19 protein-coding genes and 1 pseudogene are annotated in these 24,176 nt (G+C 42.6%); 8 read left to right on the top strand and 12 right to left on the bottom strand.

Annotated elements, in window-relative coordinates; genetic code table 11:
• Window positions 1-202: 202 nt before the first annotated feature.
• Both IQ230_RS17820 and IQ230_RS17815 read left to right on the top strand, forming a co-directional pair.
• Window positions 203-1,558, top strand: coding sequence for a histidine phosphatase family protein (locus IQ230_RS17820; protein WP_193933616.1), 1,356 nt, complete (start codon window positions 203-205; stop codon window positions 1,556-1,558).
• Between the two features lie 50 nt (window positions 1,559-1,608).
• Window positions 1,609-2,886 (top strand): dihydroorotase, encoded by a 1,278-nt coding sequence (locus IQ230_RS17815; protein WP_193933615.1) that lies wholly within the window; start codon window positions 1,609-1,611, stop codon window positions 2,884-2,886.
• Window positions 2,887-2,908: 22 nt separating this feature from the next.
• On the opposite strand, the pseudogene IQ230_RS17810 reads toward IQ230_RS17815, so the two are convergent.
• Both IQ230_RS17810 and lepB read right to left on the bottom strand, forming a co-directional pair.
• Window positions 2,909-3,151 (bottom strand): annotated as a pseudogene (locus tag IQ230_RS17810) (TetR/AcrR family transcriptional regulator C-terminal domain-containing protein); the annotation flags it as partial.
• Window positions 3,152-3,302: 151 nt separating this feature from the next.
• Complete coding sequence (lepB, locus tag IQ230_RS17805; RefSeq protein WP_193933614.1) at window positions 3,303-3,881, bottom strand: signal peptidase I; 579 nt, start codon at window positions 3,879-3,881, stop codon at window positions 3,303-3,305.
• Between the two features lie 439 nt (window positions 3,882-4,320).
• Here lepB and IQ230_RS17800 point away from each other — a divergent pair, with 439 nt between their 5' ends.
• Window positions 4,321-5,655: a dihydroorotase gene (locus tag IQ230_RS17800; RefSeq protein ID WP_193933613.1), complete on the top strand. Its 1,335-nt coding sequence runs from the start codon at window positions 4,321-4,323 to the stop codon at window positions 5,653-5,655.
• Between the two features lie 125 nt (window positions 5,656-5,780).
• On the opposite strand, the gene IQ230_RS17795 is transcribed toward IQ230_RS17800, so the two are convergent.
• The 3 genes from IQ230_RS17795 to IQ230_RS17785 form a co-directional block, all read right to left on the bottom strand.
• The gene (locus IQ230_RS17795; protein WP_193933612.1) at window positions 5,781-7,688 is read right to left on the bottom strand and encodes a CRTAC1 family protein; all 1,908 of its coding nucleotides are present in this window, start codon (window positions 7,686-7,688) and stop codon (window positions 5,781-5,783) included.
• Window positions 7,689-8,651: 963 nt separating this feature from the next.
• Window positions 8,652-9,122, bottom strand: coding sequence for a tRNA (adenosine(37)-N6)-threonylcarbamoyltransferase complex ATPase subunit type 1 TsaE (tsaE, locus tag IQ230_RS17790; RefSeq protein ID WP_193933611.1), 471 nt, complete (start codon window positions 9,120-9,122; stop codon window positions 8,652-8,654).
• A 145-nt stretch (window positions 9,123-9,267) separates the two neighbouring features.
• Window positions 9,268-10,650 (bottom strand): gluconeogenesis factor YvcK family protein, encoded by a 1,383-nt coding sequence (locus IQ230_RS17785; protein ID WP_193933610.1) that lies wholly within the window; start codon window positions 10,648-10,650, stop codon window positions 9,268-9,270.
• A 251-nt stretch (window positions 10,651-10,901) separates the two neighbouring features.
• Between IQ230_RS17785 and ruvC the strand changes: the two genes are divergently transcribed.
• Window positions 10,902-11,438: a crossover junction endodeoxyribonuclease RuvC gene (gene ruvC / locus IQ230_RS17780; protein WP_193933609.1), complete on the top strand. Its 537-nt coding sequence runs from the start codon at window positions 10,902-10,904 to the stop codon at window positions 11,436-11,438.
• An 84-nt stretch (window positions 11,439-11,522) separates the two neighbouring features.
• Here the strand turns inward: ruvC and IQ230_RS17775 are convergent, their stop codons facing one another.
• A complete protein-coding gene (locus IQ230_RS17775; protein WP_193933608.1) occupies window positions 11,523-12,791 on the bottom strand; it encodes an MFS transporter in 1,269 nt (422 codons plus the stop codon).
• Window positions 12,792-12,886: 95 nt separating this feature from the next.
• Here IQ230_RS17775 and IQ230_RS17770 point away from each other — a divergent pair, with 95 nt between their 5' ends.
• On the top strand, window positions 12,887-13,594 hold the full coding sequence (locus IQ230_RS17770; RefSeq protein ID WP_193933631.1) for a Uma2 family endonuclease: 708 nt from the start codon (window positions 12,887-12,889) through the stop codon (window positions 13,592-13,594).
• Here IQ230_RS17770 and IQ230_RS17765 read toward each other — a convergent pair.
• From IQ230_RS17765 to IQ230_RS17750, 4 genes are all read right to left on the bottom strand, one after another.
• On the bottom strand, window positions 13,591-14,607 hold the full coding sequence (locus IQ230_RS17765) for an ABC transporter substrate-binding protein (protein ID WP_193933607.1): 1,017 nt from the start codon (window positions 14,605-14,607) through the stop codon (window positions 13,591-13,593). The genes IQ230_RS17770 and IQ230_RS17765 overlap by 4 nt on opposite strands.
• Window positions 14,608-14,694: 87 nt before the next feature.
• Window positions 14,695-17,157 carry a TonB-dependent siderophore receptor gene (locus IQ230_RS17760; protein WP_228055099.1) on the bottom strand — a complete coding sequence of 821 codons (2,463 nt, stop codon included), beginning with the start codon at window positions 17,155-17,157 and terminating at the stop codon, window positions 14,695-14,697.
• Window positions 17,158-17,344: 187 nt separating this feature from the next.
• Window positions 17,345-18,301: a helix-turn-helix transcriptional regulator gene (locus IQ230_RS17755; protein ID WP_193933606.1), complete on the bottom strand. Its 957-nt coding sequence runs from the start codon at window positions 18,299-18,301 to the stop codon at window positions 17,345-17,347.
• 85 nt (window positions 18,302-18,386) lie between these two features.
• The gene (locus IQ230_RS17750) at window positions 18,387-19,664 is read right to left on the bottom strand and encodes an aspartate aminotransferase family protein (RefSeq protein ID WP_193933605.1); all 1,278 of its coding nucleotides are present in this window, start codon (window positions 19,662-19,664) and stop codon (window positions 18,387-18,389) included.
• A 324-nt stretch (window positions 19,665-19,988) separates the two neighbouring features.
• Between IQ230_RS17750 and IQ230_RS17745 the strand changes: the two genes are divergently transcribed.
• The gene (locus tag IQ230_RS17745; RefSeq protein WP_228055098.1) at window positions 19,989-21,590 is read left to right on the top strand and encodes a cation:proton antiporter; all 1,602 of its coding nucleotides are present in this window, start codon (window positions 19,989-19,991) and stop codon (window positions 21,588-21,590) included.
• 63 nt (window positions 21,591-21,653) lie between these two features.
• On the opposite strand, the gene IQ230_RS17740 is transcribed toward IQ230_RS17745, so the two are convergent.
• Window positions 21,654-22,217 (bottom strand): DUF3124 domain-containing protein, encoded by a 564-nt coding sequence (locus IQ230_RS17740; protein WP_193933604.1) that lies wholly within the window; start codon window positions 22,215-22,217, stop codon window positions 21,654-21,656.
• 2 nt (window positions 22,218-22,219) lie between these two features.
• Window positions 22,220-22,894 (bottom strand): potassium channel family protein, encoded by a 675-nt coding sequence (locus IQ230_RS17735; protein WP_193933603.1) that lies wholly within the window; start codon window positions 22,892-22,894, stop codon window positions 22,220-22,222.
• A gap of 74 nt (window positions 22,895-22,968) precedes the next feature.
• Here IQ230_RS17735 and IQ230_RS27445 point away from each other — a divergent pair, with 74 nt between their 5' ends.
• Both IQ230_RS27445 and IQ230_RS17730 read left to right on the top strand, forming a co-directional pair.
• Window positions 22,969-23,094, top strand: a complete 126-nt coding sequence (locus tag IQ230_RS27445) for a hypothetical protein (RefSeq protein ID WP_265576227.1) — start codon at window positions 22,969-22,971, stop codon at window positions 23,092-23,094.
• Window positions 23,081-24,169 (top strand): potassium channel family protein, encoded by a 1,089-nt coding sequence (locus IQ230_RS17730; RefSeq protein ID WP_322742463.1) that lies wholly within the window; start codon window positions 23,081-23,083, stop codon window positions 24,167-24,169. Before IQ230_RS27445 ends, IQ230_RS17730 begins: the two co-directional genes overlap by 14 nt.
• Window positions 24,170-24,176 lie beyond the last annotated feature (7 nt).

The following is a 24,176-nucleotide window of genomic DNA, read 5'->3' as shown; positions in this document are numbered from 1 at the left end:
GAGTTTAAGAGAGTTAAGAAATTCTTCAATTTAAAACGTGCTAAGGCACCGCTACGCTAACAAAACTCAAAATTCAAAACTAACCACTAATCACTAATTCTCTTGTTAACAAGTGTTCATCGCACGTTAAAATAACGCTGGCTTGCCTGTGCTGCGAATGCAGTGAGCTAGGTAACAGAAGTGCTGTTGGAGGATAACTAGATTGACCACTCGTGTAATCATTGTGCGTCACGGTCAAAGCAGCTACAACACTGAAAAGCGCATTCAGGGTCGTAGTGATGTGTCAACTTTAACTGAAAAAGGGCAAAACGATGCTCGTAAAGTTGGTGCTGCGCTGAGTCACTTAAATTTTGCTGCCGTTTATACGAGTCCCCTACAGCGAGCAAAACACACAGCAGAAATAATCTGCAGCTTGGCTACATCACTAAAGCCCCAACCTTCCAGTAACTTGATGGAAGTTGATTTGCCTTTATGGGAAGGAATGGTTTCATCTGAGGTACGTGAGAAATTTCCTGATGCTTACCGTCTGTGGCATGAACATCCAGAGCAACTTGTCATGGTAGTTCAATCGCGTGAAAACAACGAATATTTCCCAATCCTCAGTTTGTACGAACAGGCAAAGCAATTCTGGGAAGAAACTTTGCCGCGTCATGCAGGAGAAACAATTCTCATCGTTGGGCACAATGGCATTAACCGCGCTTTGATTAGTACTGCTTTAGGAATTTCACCTCAACGTTACCACTCGATACAGCAATCGAACTGTAATGTCACAGTATTAAACTTTGATCCGGCGACTCCCTCACATCAAAAAGACAGCAAGTGGGGAGCGGTACAGCTAGAATCACTCAATCAAACTGCTCATTTAGGTGAAGTTTTACCTTCACTACGACCAAATCATCAAGGGCAGCGCCTTCTACTTGTTCGCCACGGTGAAACTGAATGGAATCGCCAAACACGGTTTCAGGGGCAAATCGATGTTCCGCTTAATGATCGTGGTCGGCAACAGGCACAAAAAGCTGCAGAATTTCTAAAAAATGTCCAACTAGATTTTGCACTCAGTAGCCCGATGCTGCGTCCTAAAGAAACAGCGGAGATTATTTTGCAGCATCATTCTAAAATTCAACTGCACTTACATGCCGATCTCCAAGAGATTAATCACGGACTTTGGGAAGGTAAATTAGAAGCAGAAATTGAGCAAGCTTTCCCAGGTGAATTACATCAATGGCGGACAGCACCAGCAGAAGTCCAAATGCCCCAAGGCGAGAATTTACAGCAAGTCTGGCAACGTAGTGTCGCTGCGTGGCGGAGTATTCTTGATTCAGCAGCAAGTCAAACTACTGCACTAGTCGTAGCGCATGATGCGACAAATAAAGTGCTACTTTGTCACGTTTTAGGGTTATCACCTGCTCATTTCTGGAACTTCCGTCAAGGAAATGGGGCTGTTAGTGTAATTGACTATCCGCAAGGTGCAGCAGGTTTACCTGTACTGCAAGCCATGAATATCACAACTCATCTTGGTGGAGGTGTTCTTGATAAAACTGCCGCAGGGGCGTTGTAAAGTACTGAGTAATTGGTGTCAGGTGAGCAATCTGTATCCAAGTAAAATTCATGAAGAGTGAACTACTACAACAAGTTCGAGTAATTGATCCTGTATCGAATACCGATAAGGTGGTTGATGTTTTAGTTGCTGATGGTGTTATTCAAGCATTACAGGAAAATATTTCTGATTATCCAACAGATACGCAGGTGCGTAGTTGTCGCGGGCTTGTATTAGGACCTGGATTGGTAGATTTGTATAGCCACTCCGGTGAGCCAGGTTTTGAAGAACGAGAGACTTGGCGATCGCTAGTTGCATCTGCAACGGCTGGCGGTTTTACTCGATTGCATATTTTGCCGGATACTATGCCTGCAATTGATAACCTGTCAGTGTTAACTCGGCTACAACAGATAGAAAAAGCAGCCGCAGTTAAGATTAATTTTTGGGCAGCACTTACGCTTGGTGTTAAAGGTCAACAAATGACCGAATTAGCAGAGTTAGCCAGCGAATCTCATGTAGTCGGTTTTGCCGATGGTCGCGCGATTGAAAATTTAGCACTACTACGGCGCTTGCTGGAATACATTAAACCAATCAACAAGTCTGTTGCGCTTTGGGCGTGTGATTCGCACTTGGCAGGCAATGGTGTGATGCGCGAAGGTACTCAATCAGTTCGCTTTGGATTGCCAGGAAATCCGGCGATCGCTGAAACTGCTGCATTGGTTGCTATTCTGGAAGTTGTCGCTGCGATTGGTACTCCGGTACATATTATGCGGGTTTCGACTGCACGCAGTGTCGAATTAATTCAGGCGGCAAAAGCACGAGGTTTACCAATTACTGCAAGTACGACTTGGATGCACTTGCTCCGCGATACTCAAGCGATAAAAAGTTACAATCCGCATCTGCGATTAGAACCACCTTTGGGCAATACTGTCGATGTTCAGGCACTACGTCAGGGGGTACGTTCAGGAACTATAGATGCGATCGCTATCGATCATACTCCTTATACCTACGAAGAAAAAACCGTTGCTTTTGCTGAAGCTCCTCCTGGCGCAATTGGTCTAGAGTTAGCCTTACCTTTGCTGTGGCAAAATCTTGTAGAAACGAGTGAATGGTCAGCAGTTGAATTATGGCGCAGTCTCAGCACTTATCCGACTCATTGTTTACAACAAAGACCTAGTACTATTTCTCCTAACACCGCTGCAGAAATGATTCTTTTCGATCCTCAGCAGAAGTGGGCGGTAGAGCCACAAACACTAAAATCGCTTTCTACTAATACCCCTTGGTTGGGACAAACATTAACTGGTCGTGTTGTCCAAACTTGGTTGTCACAAGAAGACTTTTATAGTTAGCTGTGAGATTGAACTAAGCAGTTTAACGGCAAATCAGGTCAAGCACTCCATTAATTAAGCGATCGCGTTCCATCGGTAAAAGATCTTGACCATGCAGGACTTTTTGAATAAGGACGAAATGAACGAGTGTTCCCACAAAGATTCGAGCAGCAACTTCTGGATCTGCTAGTTTAAGTTGAGGTTGCGAGTCTAAGTATTGACTAACTGCTTCAATTCCTGGTTTTTCTAGCTTGCGAATAAAGAGTTGAGCAAATTCTGGAAAGCGCCCAGATTCACCCTCAAACTAGTAGAGCGATCGCCGTTGCCCGAACTTAGCTATCGTAGCCAATCTACTCACATTAGTCAGATATAACCAAGGAGCGGGTCTTAAGATCAGCAGTTGTATTGCCAAGTATCTAAAAGACATTGATAGTTTCTCAGTTTAATTCCCCTACTCGATTAGGAGGCCAAAAGCGGACTACTGCACGTCCTATGATGTTTTCGCGCGGGACAAAGCCCCAAAAATGGCTATCATAACTATTGTTTCGGTTATCACCCAGGACTAAGTAAGAGTCTTCTGGTACGAACACAGGTCCATACAAGTACTGAGGAGGAGCTTCAATGTAGTTCTCTCGTAACGGCTGGTCGTCAATGTAAACTCGTCCACCTCTAACTTCTACCTTATCTCCTGGAAGCCCTACAATTCTTTTGATAAAAGCATCTTTGAGATTCGGATTTTCTTGAATAATCCCTTCAGTGGGAGAAAATACGACAATATCTCCTCGTTGTGGGTTCGTGAAGCGATAACTCAATTTATCGACAATCAACTTGTCATACTTTTGTAGCGTTGGTAGCATCGATTCAGAAGGTATCCAACGCGCTTCAGCTACAAAGGTACGAATTCCTAACGCAAGAATAATACTCAAAAAGATTGTTCTTCCTAGTTCACCGATCCAAGAACCTTCGTTTTCTTGTCGCGAATTTTTATTCGATGCTTGATCTGGCACACGAGACATAGAGCTTTAATTAAAACAACGGAAAGATGTTAATAACTAATCTAACGAGCGAAAATACTTTGATTTATTAATTCTAACTAGAAAAAGCTTACATTAATGTAACACTGGTATCCTGAAAAGTTTTGTTGAATTTTTAGGATTTGAACGAAAAACATGATAGTTGTGTGGTTTTACTGTAGAAGAAGATAGTCACGAAGGAGCGCCCAAACAACTTGTGTAGCGATGGTTAATGTGGTTAGGACATTACTTAAAAGCTTATAATTATTGTCTTGTAAGTTTGCGGGCAATCTAATCTTTGCTGCTCTAACTATCTTTTGACTCTGACCATTGATCCCTGACCTCTGCTATATATGTGCTATTTGGTCAGTTTTTATGTAAGTTCTGCTATTTTCAAAGTATAGTCACCTATCACACTAAACTCCATTCCTTCTGCATTGTCATGTCATCTACAAATCTTTTAATCCGCCACGCCCAAATTCTTTTACCTAATGGTGACTTTTTGAGTGGGGATGTGCTGATACGCGATCGCCAAATTGCGCAAGTCGCACCAGGAATTAGACCACCAGAGGATGCAACAGATTTTACTGAAATAGACGCATCAGGTTTAACTTTGTTGCCAGGTGTTATCGATCCTCAAGTCCATTTTCGCGAACCAGGCTTAGAACACAAAGAAGATTTATTTACTGCAAGCTGCGCGTGTGCGAGAGGCGGCGTCACTTCCTTTCTAGAAATGCCTAACACTCGCCCATTAACTACCAATCAGCAAGCTTTGGATGATAAACTCCAACGGGCAAAGCAAAAGTGCTTGGTAAATTACGGCTTTTTTATCGGAGCTACTGGAGACAATACACCTGATTTACTCGCAGTAAATCCTACTCCAGGAATTAAAATTTTTATGGGTTCGATGCACGGTCAATTATTAGTCGATAAAGAAGCTGCCCTAGAGAAAATTTTTGCGCAAGGCGATCGCTTAATTGCAGTTCATGCAGAAGATCAAGCCCGAATTAATCAAAGAAGACAAGAGTTTGCTGGAATTAAAGATCCAGCAATTCATTCACAAATTCAAGATGTTACAGCAGCTTTAAATGCGACACAACTTGCGTTAAAACTGTCTAAAAAATATCAGCGACGATTACATATTTTGCATATGTCAACCGGTGACGAAGCCGAATTGTTGCGTCAGGACAAACCAAGTTGGGTAACAGCAGAAGTCACGCCACAGCACTTATTGTTGAATACTGATGCTTATGCCCAGATTGGTACTTTGGCACAGATGAATCCACCACTGCGATCGCCCCATGACAACGAAGTATTGTGGCAAGCTTTACTTGATGGTGTGATTGATTTTATTGCGACCGATCATGCACCGCATACTCTAGAAGAAAAAGCGCAAGAGTATCCGAATACACCTTCAGGAATGCCAGGAGTAGAAACATCGTTAGCGTTAATGCTGACGCAAGCTATGCAAGGGCGTTGTACAGTAGCGCAAGTTTCACATTGGATGTCTACTGCAGTTGCTAAGGCTTACCGTATCCCAAATAAAGGTGCGATCGCTGCTGGTTATGATGCGGATCTTGTCTTAGTCGATCTCAACACTTATCACCCCGTTTTGCGCGAAGAGTTACAAACCAAGTGTCGCTGGAGTCCTTTTGAAGGGTGGGAACTTACAGGATGGGCTGTAACGACAATTGTTGGCGGTCAGATTGCATACAACAAAGGCAAGCTTGATACAAACGTTAAAGGCGAAGCATTGCGGTTTGATGCTCGCCAATAGAGAGTGATGAGTTTAAGAAAGTTATGAGTTTTGAGTAGTGAAGTATTGAGTTAAGAAAATTCTTTTAATTCAAAACTCACGCATTCAAAACTCCCTAACCGCTTCTAATCAAAACTCGATTAAGATTATCCACTGCGTCTCAACATGCCATTACCTTCAACAATCTTCATAACGCGATCAACAGGGAGATTGTACATTCTTTGAACAACTCCTGAAGGCCAATAAACTTCAATTCGGTCAATGAGGGTATTGTTTTTTAGCCCAAAATGAACGCGTTGATGATCTTGACCATACAAGTGCATTCCTCCTCCCTGTTCTCGCACTTGAGTGACACCGCCTGCTGTTAGTAACACTCTAGTACCAATGCCATCGCGATTAGATGCTATCCCTTGTAAATCAATTTCCACCCAATGGTTTTTATTGCCAAGGTTACGGAAGAGTTGATGTGGAGTTCCTGTATAAGTTTTCTGTGTAGCTCTTAATACAGTACTACCCATAAACAAATCCAAAAAACCATCAACGTCATAATCTGCTACTGCAACACATGGACCAAAGATAGTTTTTGTCATTTGAGTAACAACATGAAATCCTGGATGACGCCCTGCAGCACCACCTCCATTAGGAACGACTCTAAAAGTTCCATTACCTAGATTTTCATACAGAACACTTGGTAAGCTGTAAGATTCATAACCCCGTAAGACGTACAAATCAACATCCATATCGTTATCAAAATCTCCAGCAACAACAGAGTGTGCTAACAGTGGATTACCAATACCAGATCCTTGTGTGCGATTAACATATTGTTTAGTCTTGGGATCGTAAAGAAGTAACACATCTGGTAAATCGAATTGGGATAGATTAAGTTGACCAAAACCAATTCGATTTAAGTTAGACATTGGTTGAGCCGTTTCTATGACTAAATGAACTAACTTATACCGAGGAGAAGAAAGCCGCACTGTCCAAGTCTGAGTAGCTGGCGTGTAGCCAATATATAAGCCAGCATCAACACCGGCAGTATGTGGTTTCATTCCTCTAACTGTTGAATCTTGTGGCGATAGCGAAAATCCTAACTTCCCTGGTTGTCTTCCTTGAGAACCAATGAAGATCTCTGGACGACTTATATCTACTGGTCCTTCTCCTACAGGTGAAGTGCGGAAATCAAATGTAACGTTTCCACTCGTCTTAAAACTGACTCCTACTTCCCGTTGGAAAGCTACTAGCTTCGCCAATGCTAGATTTGCATTTGTCTGATGTACGCTAGGAACGCGAATTAAACGATTTCTAGGTAGAAAAACATCTGGGTACGAGTCGTTGTTGAAGTCAGCAATAACTGAGTCTGAAGTAAACTGATGAGCGGGTAATCTACCAGTAATATCGCGAAAAGGTAGTGTTGTAGTATCGTATATTTTCTGTGGATACTTGGCTGCACTATGGATCACTATATCCTGATTGCCATCACCAGACACATCAGCAAGTTGGGCAAAGTCTGAAGCGTGGTTTGTTTGTAAACCAACCGCTGCATTAGCATTGTGAAAAGCACTCTGAAGTCGTCTGAATAAGGTACTGGGTGCTCTTCCATCTGGTCGGATATCATTTAACTGCAGAACGTCCAACAGTCCATCTTTATTCCAGTCCAACCACAGCGGTGCGCGACCTCTGCCTAAAGGAAAATCTAAACCCCAAGCCGCCGCTTGCTCTTGCAACTTTCCTTGATTATTAACAAGAAAAAAGTTTTTTTCTTGACCATAGCCAGCCCGTGCCCCTGTTACTACAAATAAATCAGGATCGCCATCATTATCAAAATCACCCCAAGTTGAACCATGCGAATCACCAGTCACGCCACGTTGGGGCCAAACTTGCGAAATGATATTTTTGAATTTACCACCACCCATATTGAGATAAAGACTAGGAAATTTTGCTCCTTTAGGCTCATTTGGGCTTCTGTATCCATGAGGCGTAATCCATAAATCAGGCTTGCCGTCACTGTTGAAATCTAACCAAGAAACACCGTGAGTTTCATCCTTAGTTGACATAATTCCAGCATTGGCAGTAGAATCCTGAAACTTGATTGTAGAATTTACCTGGTTAGTAAAACTATGGCTAACCTTAGTTGTAAGACTGAAAACTAGTGTTGCTATGCCAAAGCATAACAGCATTTTTAGCAGTTTATGAAGTCGCACATGCACCCCCTTCCGCTGGACTTGACAGCAGATTGATGTCGTGTTAGAAATAGAATCGGAATTTAATAAATAGCAACGTGTTCCTAGGTAGCAAAGTTGTACCTAAGAGTCGCTATAGAGATAGCAGTAAGCCAATCTCAAAAAGGCAGAGAAGTTAGATAGGTAGCAGATATCTACCTTCCCTAAAAAATTAGGGATAATAAAGTTTCTAGTTTCTAGGCAAGATAGAGCTAGAAATGCAAGGTTAGATTAAGATAACCAAACTTTTAGCAGAATTTATAGGTTTAAGCTCGAAAGCCCAAACCTCAGCTAATAGAATATAGAAAATCAAACTTATTAGATGCAAATATAGTGTGAATGTAGCATTAACAACTCCTTTATGTTAAGTCAACTTAACTAGTAGACTAGTACCTTAAAGTTAAGATTATGTCAGCATTTATCTCTTAACTTCTCTTAATTGAGTTAAGATGGATTACTCCGGATAGTATAATTGTTGTTCATGAGCATAAATAGACCACAGAACATAGCATTTATACTTCCTGGATTAATGCCAAACTTACTAAAAGTCTTATGCAAGTTAATAAACCGTACATATAAAAGATAGAAATATAATTTCTACCTATATATCTCTTGTAAGCCATTTTAAAAGGTAAAATCAACGAACTAAATAGAACTTTACAAAAACAGTTTTTAGATAATATTGAGCGAATAGCTAATAAATTTAAAATAAAATATTTGCATCTATCAAAAGTGATAAATAATATTAGTATGAGATTAAAAAGGCGATCGCTCTACTACAGCAATAAAAATGTATCTTCATTTAGTTAAATCCAAGAAGTTGAGTTGAACGCCAACAGCAGACAATTCTACTTGACGACCATGAAGATTATGATGACTGAGACGGATGCTGATATAACTTTGTGGTAAGTAAGGCAAGCGTTCTGCCCATTCAATCGCCGTGATGCCCGAATCCACATCAATACCTTCCCAGTAAACTTCTGGGTGCAATGCAGCAACTTCTTCAGGTTCTAGACGATACAAATCTAGGTGATAAAGTGGTAAGCGTCCTTCTGTGTACTCATTAATTAAAGTAAAAGTAGGGCTAACAATTGATTCGGTAATTCCTAATCCTTTACCAATACCTTGAACTAAAGTTGTTTTGCCAGTACCTAAATTGCCTTCTAATAAAATTACAATTCCAGCCTTTAAATATTGCCCTAATAAACTACCTAAATGTGTTGTAGCTTCTGTATCTGTAAGGATAAAATTAAAATAATCAACTATCATAAGTTAGCGCGTAACCTCGGTAGATATTATAAAAATAACCAATATTAAATTTGATAATTATTATAAAAGAGCTGGTAGATATAAAACTCCATAGTGCAAGGTTAGAGGTCATATCTAATAATACTTGTGCAAGCCAATTAGAAGCTTATCTATGAGCGCGACCATACCATCGTAGTAATACTCGTGCTAATGCTTGGGGATTATGTCGCACCAGTCCTGTTTCTTCATCCTCGTCCATCACATTTGCTAAAACAATTCGCCTTCCTAAGCGGGCGACAACATCGCGATCTAGAAATACAGGATGAGAGTTTTCTTGTGCGTAGCGTAAAAGGCTTTTTTCTGAGGGAGTTCTTCTATGAACTAAGACTGCGCTAAACAGTTTTTGTCCACACGCAGCATCAATCGCGCGAATATGATCGGAGACTGTATAGCCTTGTGTTTCTCCTGGTTGAGTCATCACGTTGCACACATAAATACAAGGAACAGGTGTTTTTCCTCCTTTACAGCGTGCCGCGATCGCCTGCGCAATTTCTGGTACTAATAAATTAGGAATGACGCTTGTATAAAGACTTCCAGGACCAATAATAATATAGTCAGCTTCATGAATCGCTTGGAGTGCTTTAGGTAATGCTGGCGGTTCGGCGGGAGTACAGCCAATTTTGAGAATACAGCCCCCTGCTTTGGTAATATTAGATTCACCTTCAATGCGACGACCATCTGCTAATTCTGCCCATAAACGCACATCACTCAGCGTTGCAGGAAAAACTTGTCCGCGAATAGCAAGTACTTGAGAACTTGCTGCGATTCCCTGTTCTAAATCTCCAGTAATTTCACTCATTGCGGTGAGGAATAAATTGCCAAAACTATGACCAACTAAACCATCACCAGCCCGAAAGCGGTATTGAAACAGTTCTGTCAAAAGTTTTTCCTCGGAAGCAAGGGCAGCTAAACAGTTACGAATATCTCCTGGGGGAAGAACCCCAATTTCACGCCGCAACCTTCCTGAAGAACCACCATCATCAGCTACAGTCACAATCGCAGTAATATTTGCACTGTATGCCTTGAGTCCCCGCAGTAGCGTTGATAATCCCGTCCCGCCACCAATTGCGACAATTTTTGGTCCGCGATGCAAGCGGCGGTGTGTTAACAATACATCGATGAGTTCTTCATCGCCACCTTCTGGTCTTAGTACTTCAGTAATCGAACCTACTGTGCGGGTTTGTCCCCAGAAGATCAATAAAGCTCCGATGAGCAACACCAACGGACCGCTAATATAATTAGGAACAACATTAGCGATCGTGCCTACAATGTCCTGTGCTAACTGCAATGCATAAAAAATAGGCGTCAGTTTGACCCAAATTGCCAAACCCAAGCCAACTAACAACACTCCACCAGCGCTTAAAAGTAACCAGCGTTTGACAAATAGCCCAGGCGCTAACCACTTAAACCACTGACCAACTCGATGGGGGGCGCGATGGAATGAATCCTGCTTAATGCTTCGTAAGGTTTTGAAAGGAGCAAACGGCATATGCGACTCTTCAGCAGGGAGATACCAAAATGTATACCAAACCCTTGTTACTTTAGTAGGCGATCTAACTTTGTCAAGTAGCTTAACTTATAGCTCTAATTGAGATAGGAGAACTCATAATTTTATGTATTTTCATGTAATATCGATGGAATTCACCGTATTTGACTAGTACTTTGTCATTAAAGTTGCATCTACTTTTACACAATTTGGGTACTAGGTGTTAATAACAACCTGGCGATCAGGAAATCAGTATGGAAAAGCGAATTTTAGGAATAGATCCTGGTCTAGCTATTTTGGGATTCGGCACAATTAGCGCAACTTTGCAGCGAGATTTTAATTCCTCTGGGGCGATCGCTACCAAAGCTACCAACTCAGAAGTCATCACTAAACGAGAATTAACATTGCTTGATTTTGGCGTCATTCAAACTTCAGCCAATGTTGAGATGGGAAAGCGGCTGTGTACGATTTACGAAGACTTAAATACTTTGCTGGAACAGTCACAACCTGACTTAGTTGCTATTGAAAAGCTGTTTTTCTACCGAATGGCAAGTACGATTAGTGTAGCTCAAGCTCGTGGTGTGATTATGCTGGTGTTAGCACAGCACGATATCCCTTTTGTCGAGTTTACGCCAGCCCAAATTAAACAAGCACTCACTGGCTGGGGTAATGCCAAGAAATACGAAGTCCAACAAGCTGTCGCCCAAGAATTAGACTTAGAATATATTCCGCGTCCTGATGATGCTGCAGATGCGCTTGCTGTCGCGCTAACAGCTTGGTATCAGTTGTAATACCCTTTGATTTTAGGTTGTTGTGTATGGGTGAGCAGAGGGAGCAGTTATTCTTTTTAATGACCCACGACCTATTACCAATCCTTACTGAGTATCGAGTTTGCGCAGAATTGGTATAGTATAACCAGTGTAACCAGCTAAAAACATACACACAGCACACAGCACGTACAAAAGCGCTATTCCAGAGCCTGCACTAGTACCGAAGAGACTTCCTAAGTGATGTGCAATAACATGTTCAGATTGCATCATCGGTTCAAATACTTTATCTGCCAAGGGACCTGCAAGTAAAACTGCGATCGCTGAAATAACCTGCAAAGCCAAAGACTGTGCTGCGAATACTTTTCCTTGAATTGCTGGCTCAACTTTTGTCATCCAAATTGCTGTATCGCAACTACCCAAGATCGGAAAATTTAATGAGGAGCAGAATTGTGCAGGTAGCCAAACTTGCGCTCCTCGCCCTAAGCCAAACACAATTTTACTGATTCCTGCCCCGATCATGCCGCGCAAGACACCATCAATTCGTTGGCTCGGTCCCCTCCACGTACTAATTAACAATGCGCCTGTAACGCCACCAAGTCCCGCAGCAACGGCTGTACTTCCGAGGATACGGGCATCGTTTTGCGTTCGCGAGAGAATCAGCGGCGCATAGAGCGAATCACCAAGATCGTGCGGTAGCCAGAACAACAAATTAACAACCAACAATGCGAGTAAGTTGCGACGGTTGAGAATGTAGCGAATACCAAATTGCAATTCTTGCCAGTGTGTCAGGGAAGTGGGGAGTGGGGAGTGGGAAGTGGGTTGGGGAATGGCGACAAACATGACTGTTGCGATCGCAACACCAAAAGTAATGATATCGATTACTGCAATTCCTGCGATGCCGATCGCGTAATATAGAAATCCGGCTAGAGGTGGGGCGATAATTTGCGAAACTCGACCGGATAATGCTCGCATTCCACTGACGCGGACATACTGCTGTTGTGGCACCATCAAGGTAATTGAAGCGGAATAAGCGAGTTCTTGGACTTGTTGAAATGCTCCGGCGATCGCACCGATCAGATATAACTGCCAGATATGCAAATTCGCACTCGTGTAAAGCAGCAAAAATGCAACTGTTGTCAGTACTGTAACAGTATCGCCAACGATCATCAAATACTTCCGCCGCCAGCGATCAACGATAATGCCTGCGATTGGAAAAATTAAGATACTTGGCAGTAGAGTAAAAAAACTCCACAGCGTTAATGTTGTTGCTTGTTGTGTTTGCTCCCACACCCAAATTTCAATCGCAAAGCCTGTCATAATGCTGCCAATTGTTGAGACAAGTTGACCCAGCCAAATGATGATAAAGATCCGCACGTTAATTAGGGTTATTGATAAGATAGAAGCGTGTTTTGAGGGTTACATTCATGTCTCAATCCACTACCCCAGAATCCTTATTATTGGATATTGACATGGCAGCAGATGCGGAGGTGTCCTCCGCATTATTAGCTGACGATATCGCAGACGACATTGAATTTCCTCCTAGTGATTTATTAAGTGATGAACCGCCCTTGGAAACAGACTTTCATCGCGATCAGATTGACTTATTAATTCGTTTACTCAAATGGTGGTGGCGCGAACGAGAAGACTTTTATGTTTCTGGCAACTTGACGATTTACTACAACGAACGACAACTCAAATCGCGTGACTTCCGAGGACCTGACTTTTTCGTCGTCCTGGGTACGCAAAAAAAAGACCGTAGAAGTTGGATAGTGTGGCATGAAGAAGGCAAATATCCTAATGTGATTGTCGAGATTTTGTCGGATAAGACAGCAACTGTTGATAAAGGGTTGAAAAAACAGCTTTATCAAGATACGTTTCGCACGCCAGAATATTTTTGGTTTGATCCAGTGAGTTTAGAATTTAAAGGATTTCATCTGCAAAATGCTCAGTATGAAGAAATTGCACCGACAGAAGATGGTAGATTATGGAGTCAGCAACTAGAGCTATACTTGGGTGTGCATGAGCGTAAATTACGCTTCTTTACAGCAGATAACGTGTTGATTCCTTCACCAGAGGAACGAGTTGAGGAAATGGAGATACAGATGAAGCAGGCGGAAAAATCGATTGAGCGCTTACGAGAACAGTTGCGATCGCAAGGTATTGAACCTGAAAGCTAATCTTTACTAAGAAGTGGTAACAACAATTCGGGTAACTGTTGCAAAATCAATTCATCCGTAATTGGTCCGCGAATATTACTTCCCCAAAGCTGATAATCAACAAAAAATACGCGGTTTTCTTGAAAAGTTTTCATTGTTTTTAAAAGTGGATGCTGACTCCATGCTTGCTTTAACTCCTTTTCTGGGTTGTATAAACCTTCTGTCCAGCCAATAACAAAAATTAAATCTGTATCAATCGTGGGTAAAACTTCAAGCGAAATCTGCGCCCACGTATCGGGTGTCGTTGGTATAGGATTAACAATTTCAAATCCGATCGCATTCATTAATTCCCCTGCGGTACTATCAGGCGCGACTGAAACTTGACTTGCTAATTGGTTTGTGCTAAGAACAAGAACGCGCGGATACGCCGCAACCACAGGAGCCAATTTTTCACGCGCAGTTGCTAACTGTTGGGGAAATGCTGCAAGTAATTTTTTTGCAGCAGCTTCACGATCGAGCGCTTGGGCAATTCCTGTAATATCATTTGTCCAATGCTGATTCTCACCTTTGGTATCGTCAAAAAGCAGCGTTGGGGCAATTTTTGAGAAAAGTTGGTATTTGTCTTGATGCAACCAACGTTCTCCGATAATGACATCAGGTTTGAGTTGTACTAAAGTTTCTAAAGATGGGTTTTGGCGATCGCCTAAATTAACTGGTTGTGTTGTAATGCGATGTCCTAAATAAGGAATTTGTGCTGTTGGATTGTCAAAACGCGGTAAATTTAATTGCACTGTCTCAGCATACGCAGCAGGTTGCACGCCCAAAGCCAAAATACTATCTAAAATATGCGGACTCAGCGCCGCGACTTTTTCAGGTTGAGTGCAAACTTGCGTTTCGCCAATGGAATGTTGCACCAAGCGACATCCTGATGATGCAACTGAAACCGCAGTTGGTGGCGATTGACTACTACAAGCTGTTACAAACAAAATTGCTAGCAACCCTAAAAACAAAAATTTGATGCGGTATTTAGTCATTGGTAATTGGTAACTGGTAATAGATGATTGGTAATTGGTAATTGAAAAGAAGCCCTATTTCCTATTACCCATTACCCATTTCTCACATCAAAACTCAAAGGAAACACTACCAACAATATTCAACGGCGCACCTGGATACACAATGTCATAGCCTTGCGCGGTTTGGTAATACTCGATGTTAAACAAATTTTGGACATTAATTTGCGCCCGCCAGTTATTGCGTCGGTAAAATAAAGCGATATCTGTACGTAAGTAGCTAGGCAGTCTAAAATCAGGAGGATCGAAAGCTACTGAGCCTGGGCGATCGCCTACATACAATAACCCTAATCCAAATCCTAACCCCTGAAGATTACCATTTTTGATTTCGTAAGTTGTCCATAAACTTGCGGTATTTTCTGCTACATTGGCAAGCCGACTACCAACAGGTAACTCGTTATCTTCTGTCACTTCTGCATCGGTGTAAGCATACGCCGCAATAACGTTCCAACCTGGTAAAATTTCACCCGCGACATTGAGTTCGATTCCCTGGCTGCGCTGTTCGCCCACCTGAATCGAAAAATCTGGGTCGTTGAGATCGGTAGTTAGCACATTAGTTTTTGTTAAATGATACGCAGCAAGTGTCGCGGAAAGATTAGTCGCTAAATCAGCTTTAATTCCTACCTCGTATTGCGTTCCGCGTTCAGGCTCAAATATAGAATTATCCGCAGCACGACCAATCACAGGCAAAAATGATCGGCTAAAACTTGCATAAAGTGAAATCGGTTCGATGGGTTGATAGACAATACCAACACGCGGACTAAATGCAGTGTCTGACTGCGAGTCACTTGCGTCATCGAGAATAATTGTCTGATTTTGTTCGGTAAAGTCGAAACGTCCGCCAACGAGTAACTTTACGTTATCGAGTAACGCGATCTGATCTTGAAGATAAAGCCCTAAAGCATTAGTGCGCGTCACGGCGCTGTACCTTGGTTCAAGTTCGGTAGGAACATCGATATCGTAGACAGGGTTAAAAATATCTAGCGGTGGTAAACTCACAGCTTCTGATTTATAGCTGTCTGTAACGCGGTTGAAATCGAAACCTAATAGGAGTTGATGCTCAATCGTACCTGTAGCAAAGTTACCGATGATGTCGGTTTGGAAACCGTAGTTTTCTGCAATGCTGTTATCATCTCTCAGTTGTCTGGGAATAAACTGATCGTCAATCAATCCGCCGTCGAGATCTGATCGCGCCCCTCCCTGTTCAATGGAACTTATCGATAATGCATTACGCATTCGCCAATTGCCACTAAATTGATGTTCAAACGTTAATCCGCCGCGATAAACTTCTGTTGCAAAGTCATCTAATTGCGGATAACCTAAAAATCGGTTGATTGGTAATACAAATGAGCCATCGCTGAGTGTAACTATGCCGCGATCAAATACTGGGTCATCATACAGATACTCAAAATCAAATGTTAGCGAAGTGCGATCGCTCATATTCCACTGCAAAACTGGCGCGATAAACCATCTTTCGGTATTAACGCGATCGCGGAAACTTCCAGAGTTCTCATACGCCGCGTTCAAGCGATACAATACGCTATTGTCATCACTCAGTGGACCAGAAAGATCAATCGTCGGTCGATAAAAGCTAAATTGTCCAGCTTGAAGATTTACTGAATAATAAGGCGACTCTAGAGGTTGCTTGGTGACAATATTAACGATTCCTCCTGGTTGCACTTGACCGTATAACACCGAGGCGGGACCGCGTAGAATCTCAGTTTGGGCAACGTTTGCCGTTTCAGGAATTGAGTAAAAATTGCTAATGCGAAATCCGTTTCTAAATGTAATATCTTGCGAGAAACCACGAATAATTAATGAACCAGCGCCGGTGTTGCCATAATTACCATCTAATGTCGCACCAGCAAAGTTTTGTACCGCCTCGCGCAATCCGACTGTGCCGCGATCTTCTAGCACTTGTTCCAAAATGACCTGAATGGAAGCAGGAATATCACGCAATGGAGTCTCGGTTCGTGTTGCTGTCGCAGCTTGTGAAGGGTTATAGCCTTCTTGTTCGCCTGTAACGACGATTTCAATTTCTTCATCTGCTACTGTGTTACTGCTAGGAGTCACACTGAGAGTAAACTGTGGTGTGGTGCTAACCTCGACTACTGGTGGTGCATCTAAACCAGCGATCGCGACTCGCACCAAATTCCTGACACGAGTCACACTCACAAGCGCAATATCTTCAGTTGGGTTAGCTTGCTGAAATTCTCCACCATCAGGTAACGCCAATACCGCATTGGGAAGATCGACAATCAGTGTATTATCTGCAACTGATGTTGTAGGCGAAGATAGTTGCCCCACCGAGTCAAGGATCACTTCGATTCCAGTTGCAGTAGGGTTTATGCGTATCCCTGTCACTTGAGCCACAGTGAGATTTTGTGTTGTATATTCGACTGAATCTGATGCGATCGCCACATCACTCCACACAGGGATACTCAATGCGATCGCCATACTCGTAACTAGAATTGACAAGAAATCTCTTTTATGCATTCCTTCACACCACATCATAACCTCAGCAAAAACTTGCCGCCTCTAGTTGCGCTACCGAGGAGCCTTGCTGTTGTCACTGTTAAATTTTCAGATGAAATTGAGAAAACTTGTTAATAAGACTACAGCTAATTGAGCGTGATGTTGCGACTGACACCCAACCACAAACGGATTTTTTTGAGTACCAAAACGGATTTTTTTCGCTCGACTATCGCATTCCCATACGATATGCTTGCGGACTAACGCCAAATCGTTGCTTGAAGGCGATCGCAAAGCGTCTAGAGTTGGTATAACCCACTTTTTGTCCTATTTCCTTAACACTAAGTTGATTGTGTTCGAGAAGCGATCGCGCTTGTTCCATGCGGTAACTATGCAAATATCCAAACGCAGTTGTGCCAAAACAGTAGCGAAAACCAAGTTTTAGTTTGTAGTCATTTAAACCAACTTGTCGTGCTAAATCTACGAGTGACGGTGGATTATCTGCATTGCATAAAAGAATATCTTTGGCGTGATGAATTCGTTCGATGTCGTCTGGTTTCAAACGCTTGCAATCTGACTTAGAATGCTTTGTCATTGCTTGCTCTAGTCTTAAGGCAACAAGTTCTAATACTTTGCTTTCAAGATATATTCCCCTTGTCAATTCTTGATAAGGACAATTAAAAATTTGATGCAACACTAGTTGCATTGTTGGTGTAGTTGTATTGACTTGAAAGTAGTGTTGTTGCTGCGAGATTGCCCGACTTATTGAAACCGAACGTTCAGCTAAAGCGGCAACGATTGATTCATAAAGCGGTTGACCGATGTGAATATCAAGCTTTAAAATCTGTTGTCCTGCTTGCCATTCTACAAAGCCTCCTGCACTCCAGCCAACCTCCACAAAGTTTTGCCCGTCATGAACTTGCTCGTTTGTATTATTACCGCAAATCATGAAACTAAACTCTAAGCCGTGCGCCTCATCTGGTAAATTAGGGACTCGCGTGTCTACAATCAGATGTTCCTGTAGCGTATAGTTATCAATTAGAAGATTTAATCCAGGACGTAAGTCTTGCGATCGCCGATACCCTTGGCTCTGTCCTGTAGGATCGTATAATGGAATTTCATACGTTTGTGTCGATATATCCTGCTGCTGGCTGAGGAATTCTAGAACGGAAAGAATAAGTGTCATGATTGTTTTTAATGACAAATTCGATCATTAAATACTGCTAAATAATGGGTAATCAGTTCTCCAATTACCCATTACCCATTACCTATTACCAACTACCCATCACTTTTTCCAAAACTTGCAATGCTGTATCGATTTCTTGTGCTGAGACAATTAATGGTGGCACAAAGCGGATTACTTTTGGTCCTGCGGGAACAAGTAATAAACCTTCAGCGATCGCCGCTTTGACAACATCCGCAGAAGTTAATGAACTCTCAGCTTTTAGTTCCATACCATTAATCAAACCCCAGCCGCGTACCTCGGTGATGTGTTCGGAATATTTTGCCGCGATCGCACTCAAACCTGCACGGAGTTGTTCGCCACGTTGCTGAACGTTTTCTAAAATATTTTCACGTTCTAGTGTTTCACAAACGCTAAGGGCAGTAGCACACGCAAACGGATTACCACCAAACGTACTGGCATGATCTCCAGGTTGAAACAGATTGCAGAAGGCTTTACACATCACCGCACCAATCGGGATACCACCACCTAAACCTTTGGCAGAAGTGAAAATATCAGGTTCAATCCCTAGGTTTTCGTAGCCCCAGAGTTTACCACTGCGCCCCATCCCAACTTGCACTTCATCAAGAATAAGTAAGATCCCTGTTTCATCACACATTCGCCGAATTTCTTGGAAATAGGCTTTGTCGCCAGGACGCACACCGCCTTCTCCTTGGAGAGGTTCGAGCAAAATTGCAGCGACAGCGCGATCGCCCTCATCAAGTTCAGAAATCGCAGCTGCGATTGCCTTAATATCGTTATACGGTACGTAATGAAAACCAGGTACAAGTGGGCTAAAGTCTTTTTGATACTTTGGTTGTCCTGTTGCGGTAATTGTTGCAAGTGTCCGCCCGTGAAAACTCGCGTGTGCGGTTAAAATAATCGGCTGATCGATCTTTAAGACCTGATGCGCATATTTCCGTGCTAATTTGATTGCACCCTCGTTTGCTTCTGCACCAGAATTGCAGAAAAAGACGCGATCAGCGCAAGAATGCTCAATGAGCCACTTAGCAAGTTGCGCTTGTTCGGGAATGTAGTACAAGTTAGAAACATGATGCAGCTTTTGAATTTGCTGTGTCACAGTTTCCACCATCGCAGGATGTGCGTGTCCTAAAGTACAAGTCGCAATTCCTGCTACAAAATCAAGATACTCTTTACCTTGAGTATCCCAAACACGACAACCTGATCCGCGCTCTAAAGCTAAAGGAAACCGCCCGTAAGTTGTCATCACGTACTGATCGAAGCTCTCAGCATCGTATGCAGCAGATAATACCGCTCCTGCTTCAGCTGGTATTGCTGGATCTTGAATAAGCGTTTCTATACTCACTCGTTACTCCTCAAAAATTTTTAATTATTTGCCAGCTTAATCAAATTCTGCAAAATCTTTTGTCGCATCTGAATCAGATATTCACTTGATTTTAGAAGGAATGAGGAAAAAATGTGAAGTGAATTCCTTCTTCCTATAAACTGAATGAGTGCTAGACAGACTAAGTATATTGCACTACTTTATCTGAGTTTTGGCAATCAAACTGGGCATTATTTGAATTTTTGGGTTAGCTGCAACTTCAATCGCTAGACTAATTGGCGTCAGTATTATAAGTTGCATCAGTGACTATAATACAATGTTCATCGATTCATCCACAATCACAGCTTGGCTACTAATTACTTACCAATTCAGGAAACTGTTTTGCAGCCCCCAGGAAATGTTGCTGAGTTAGTTATTGGGCTAATTATTCTATTATTGGTTGCAACCGGCGTTGCTTTATTGTCGCGTCGATTTCGAGTTTCTTATGTAACTGGCTTAGTTTTAGCCGGACTCGTATTTACTGAAATTTTACCGCGCCAGTTTGGTTTAGATCCTGCTTTAGTTTTAAATCTTTTCTTGCCCATTCTCATCTTTGAAGCGGGGATCAACACTGACATTAGTCGCTTACGCAGCACATTCAAGGCGATCGCACTTTTAGCAGGTCCAGGGGCAATAATTTCTGCAGGAATAATTGCCATTCTATTGAAATTTGGGCTGGAATTAACTTGGATACCAGCTTTACTTGCAGGGGTAATTTTAGCAAACACTGATACAGTCTCTGTTTTGGCTGTATTTAAAGAAATTCCTGTCCCTTCTCGTTTATCTACGATTGTGGAAGGAGAAACGCTGTTCAATGATGCGGTAGCACTGGTTTTATTTAACTTAATTTTGAATGCCTATTCTACTGGTTCGTTCACTTTTTTAGGAGGACTGCAAGAGTTACTCGTTGTCTCCGTAGGCGGTATCGTTGTCGGATTAGTCTTAGGATACCTCAGCGTCGGTTTATTCAATCGTTTAGACGATCCTCTCAGTAGTATATTACTCACAGTTGCCGTAGCCTTAGGAACGTTTCAAGCTGGGCAATTTTTGAGTGTTTCAGGGGCTGTGGCTGTAGTCGTCGCAGGATTGATTTTTGGAAATATTGGACTTGCGCGCAGTATTTCGGCTTCTAGCCGCATTACTTTATTGAGTTTTTGGGAATACGCAGGATTTGGGGTCAACACGTTTATTTTTCTGTTGATTGGTGTAGAAATTAACTTGACGGTCTTTTGGCAGACTTTACCTGGTATTCTTTTAGCCGTTTTAGCATTTCAAGCGGGACGACTACTGACAATTTATCCACTATTGGCAATTGTTAAATGGTTTGATCGTCCAGTACCGCTACGTTGGCAACACGTATTATTTTTCGGCAATATTAAGGGTTCGCTTTCGATGGCGCTTCCTTTGAGTTTACCGCTCGCATTGGCAGGACGCGAGCAACTAATTGCTTTGGTGTTTGGCGCTGTATTGTTATCGTTGGTAGTTCAAGCAACAAGCTTACCCTGGATCGTCAAACGGTTAAAAATTGCTCAGGTTTCCTCTTCTCAACAGCACGTCGAGGAGTTACAAGCCCAACTTATGACTGCTAAAGCTGCACAAGATGAGTTGGAAACTTTACTCAAGGGAGGAGTTTTACCCAAGGCAATTTATGAAGAACTACGCGCGACGTATCAGGTGCGAGTGGCTGGCGCAGAAAAAGCTTTGCGAAACTTGTATAACCGCCGTCCCGATCAGTTCGCAATTACTGGTAACGACCATACTAAACTCGATGCGATTCGACGCCGCTTGCTTTTAGCAGAAAAGGGAACATTGAACGAAGCATTGCGCAAACGCATTCTCTCAGAGGAAGTTGTGCGAGAACGGCTGAGAGTGATTGACGAACAGTTGCTGCGACTTGAAGATGATTAATATGATTGAGAGGCGAGGGACAAGAGGTTAATCATCAATCACTCTTCCACTAGCTATTAGTCACTAAGGCGCTGACGAGCAAGTATAGTTAGTTTGATTTTGAATTACCTTAGCAGGACTAATATAAGAAATTCCCTGCTGAAAGCCAGTCCCGATCATTACTGCTTCAATTATTGGTTCAGAAACGTTTGTTTGAGCTACCCAATCGACAATAAAGTTTGCGCCTAAACCTCCAGTATTGTCAGATGTACTAATGAAAAAATCGGTAGAAGCTAAGGCGGCAAGTTGAATAGGATTCTCTAAATACTGCTGAACCAATTGACCCTCCGAATCGTAGTAGCGTACGCAGGTAATAATAATTGGATTTGCTAAATCAGTATTGCGAATACTCAGAGTCGTTGCTAAGTTGAAAAGTCGTTTTTGATCGTCATGATAGATGTACGAATATACTGGGACATAAAGCGTTTGACCAGTAACTATTTTAGAATTTTCATCTAAAATTACCTGTTGCGCTTGATTGGCGGAGGTTTGATCGCCTTGTCCCTGTGGTGTCGTTGTCGATGAGGTACACGCACTCAGCACAATCATGGCGGCGATTGCCAAAAAACGGGATATTTTCTCAGACATCGCTAGCAGCCTTCCACGAAATCAATTACTTGATGTAATGATCCTGGTTTGGTCACAATCAGTACGGTGGAACCAGGTTCGAGTATGGTGCTGCCATTGGGAATCTTTAAGTCTTCATGAGGATGCGCTTGGTAGCCAATAATTAAAGATCCACGCGGAAAACGCGAATCTTGCGCAACTTCTGCAACGCTTTTCCCTGAAACATTGCAATGTTCTGGGATGGAAAGCTTTAAGACTTCGATTTGTCCTTGCTCAAAATGCATCATTGATTCGACTTGCGGATACTCAATTGCATTTACCATTGTGGAAACCGCAAGTTCAACAGTACTGACAATGTGATTTGCTCCGACAAGGCGCAGTGGTTCGGCAAAATCACGATGGCGCATCCGTGTCAGAATGTGGGGAACTCCGTAGTGCTTGGCAAGCGTTACTAGCGCTAAATTCAACGCATCGTGTCTTAGAACGGCTGCTACTGAGTCGGCTTTGCGAATTCCAGCTTCTAGTAGAACTTCAGTATTCACTGCGCTACCTTCAAACGCCATGACTCCTACTTGTTCGCGAGCATAACGACAAGCTGTAGGATCGATATCAATTACTGCAACAGTGTGTCCTAGTTCGATCAATCTTTGTGCCAAACTTAACCCAACAAGTCCTGCGCCACCGATAAGTACATACATTACAAGATTGTTTAATTGAAGCTTTCAGTTTTACTTTACTGTAATCGCATTGAGCCATCCACATCGTATTGTGTATGAGTCAAAATCGCTATACTAATACCGTTTGGAAGAAAGATGTGGGCTTGATGCGATCGCTAATGAACTATTCACAATTTTTCAATCCAAAATGGTATACGGCTCAACTTAGTGAGTACAGTTAATGTGTTTAGTTCGCAAGCAGAAATTGAGCAGAAATATCGACGTATTCGCCGAGAACTCACTTTATCTGTCATTGGTCTTGGGGTTGTTCTCCTTGTTGGGACTCTCTGGTATTGGTTAATTGAAGGCTGGTCGTGGATAGATGCAGCGTATATGACGGTGATTACGCTCTCCACTGTTGGTTATAGTGAAACTCGTCCGTTGGGCGATCGCGGTCGCTTGTTTACTGTAACTCTGATTATCATGGGAGTAATCAGTATCGGTTACATCGTTAATCGATTTACTGATGCTTTGGTTCAGGGCTATTTTCAAATTGGTTTTCAACTCCGGCAACAGCGACTATTGATAGACTCTTTATCGGATCACTATATTATCTGTGGATTTGGACGTACTGGTCGGCAGATTGCTTTAGAGTTTGCGACTGAGGCGATTCCTTTTGTGACGGTTGACTCCGATCCTGAATCGGTGCAAGCCGCGCAGCAACTCGGTTATACCGTCGTTGAAGGTGATGCTACGCTTGATGAGGTTTTATTGAAGGTGGGTGTCGAACGTGCCACTTGTTTAGTTGCGGCTCTTCCTTCTGATGCTGAAAATCTTTATACTGTACTATCCGCAAAAGCACTGAATCCCCAAATTCGGGCGATCGCACGAGCTAGTACGCAAGAAGCGCTACAAAAATTGCAACGTGCTGGTGCAGATGCAGTTGTTTCTCCCTATATTACAGGTGGTAGGCGCATGGCAGCCGCCGCTTTGAGACCACAAGTGATGGATTTTGTCGATGGAATTCTCACGGGTGCAGGTCGCGAATTATACATGGAAGAAGTCCGACTCGATCCTGATACTTGTCCGTGTATTGGTCAAAGTTTAGGTGCAGCCCGATTGCGATCGCAAACTGGGGCATTAGTTCTCGCCATTCGTCGCAGTGATGGAACTTTGATTGGTGGTCCTACCGCAGATACGCAGTTAATGGCAGGAGATTTAATGATTTGTATGGGAACTGCAGAACAATTACGACGGCTCAATCAAATTCTTGGACCAATTAATTCTAAGCTTCCCCGTCCACCTAAGCATAATTAAGCATTTT

The sequence above is a fragment of the Gloeocapsopsis crepidinum LEGE 06123 genome (assembly GCF_015207655.1).
GTDB classification, from domain to species: Bacteria; Cyanobacteriota; Cyanobacteriia; order Cyanobacteriales; family Chroococcidiopsidaceae; genus Gloeocapsopsis; species Gloeocapsopsis crepidinum.
Note: the sequence above shows the minus strand (reverse complement) of the source record. Positions and strands in the feature narration are given on the sequence as shown.